At 44.4% G+C, this 419-nt stretch carries 1 protein-coding gene; it reads left to right on the forward strand.

Going from position 1 to position 419, the window contains the following annotated elements; all coding sequences use genetic code 11:
- Positions 1–419, forward strand: a 419-nt coding sequence (locus AAEY72_RS14235; protein WP_502945391.1) for a hypothetical protein, incomplete at both ends; no start/stop codon positions are given.

Below are 419 nucleotides of genomic sequence, written 5' to 3' on the forward strand. Positions count from 1 at the left end.
GTTCTACCCACGGTGAAGTTGAAACTTTCCCACGTTTAGCTGACGACTTGGGCTTTATTAAAACGGATGACGTCACCAAGTTTGCCGAAGCGGTAATGACGGTTCAACGTGACTGGGGTAATCGTGTTGTGCGTAAACGTGCGCGTTTAAAGTACACCATTGTTGACCATGGTCTTGATGCATTTAAAGCCGAAGTTGAAAAACGTGCTGGGGTTAAATTTGCACCTAAGCGTGAGGTGATCATTGGCGATCGCGGCGACCGTTATGGTTGGGTTGAAGGTATCGACAATAAGTTCCACTTAACGCTATTTATTGAAAGTGGCCGTATTAAAGATATGCCAGGTCAAACCTTGCAAACTGGTCTACGTGAAATTGCCAAAATCCATAAAGGCGATTTCCGTATGACATCTAATCAGAAT

This window comes from Psychrobacter sp. W2-37-MNA-CIBAN-0211 (assembly GCF_040309405.1).
Taxonomy (GTDB): Bacteria; Pseudomonadota; Gammaproteobacteria; order Pseudomonadales; family Moraxellaceae; genus Psychrobacter; species Psychrobacter glaciei.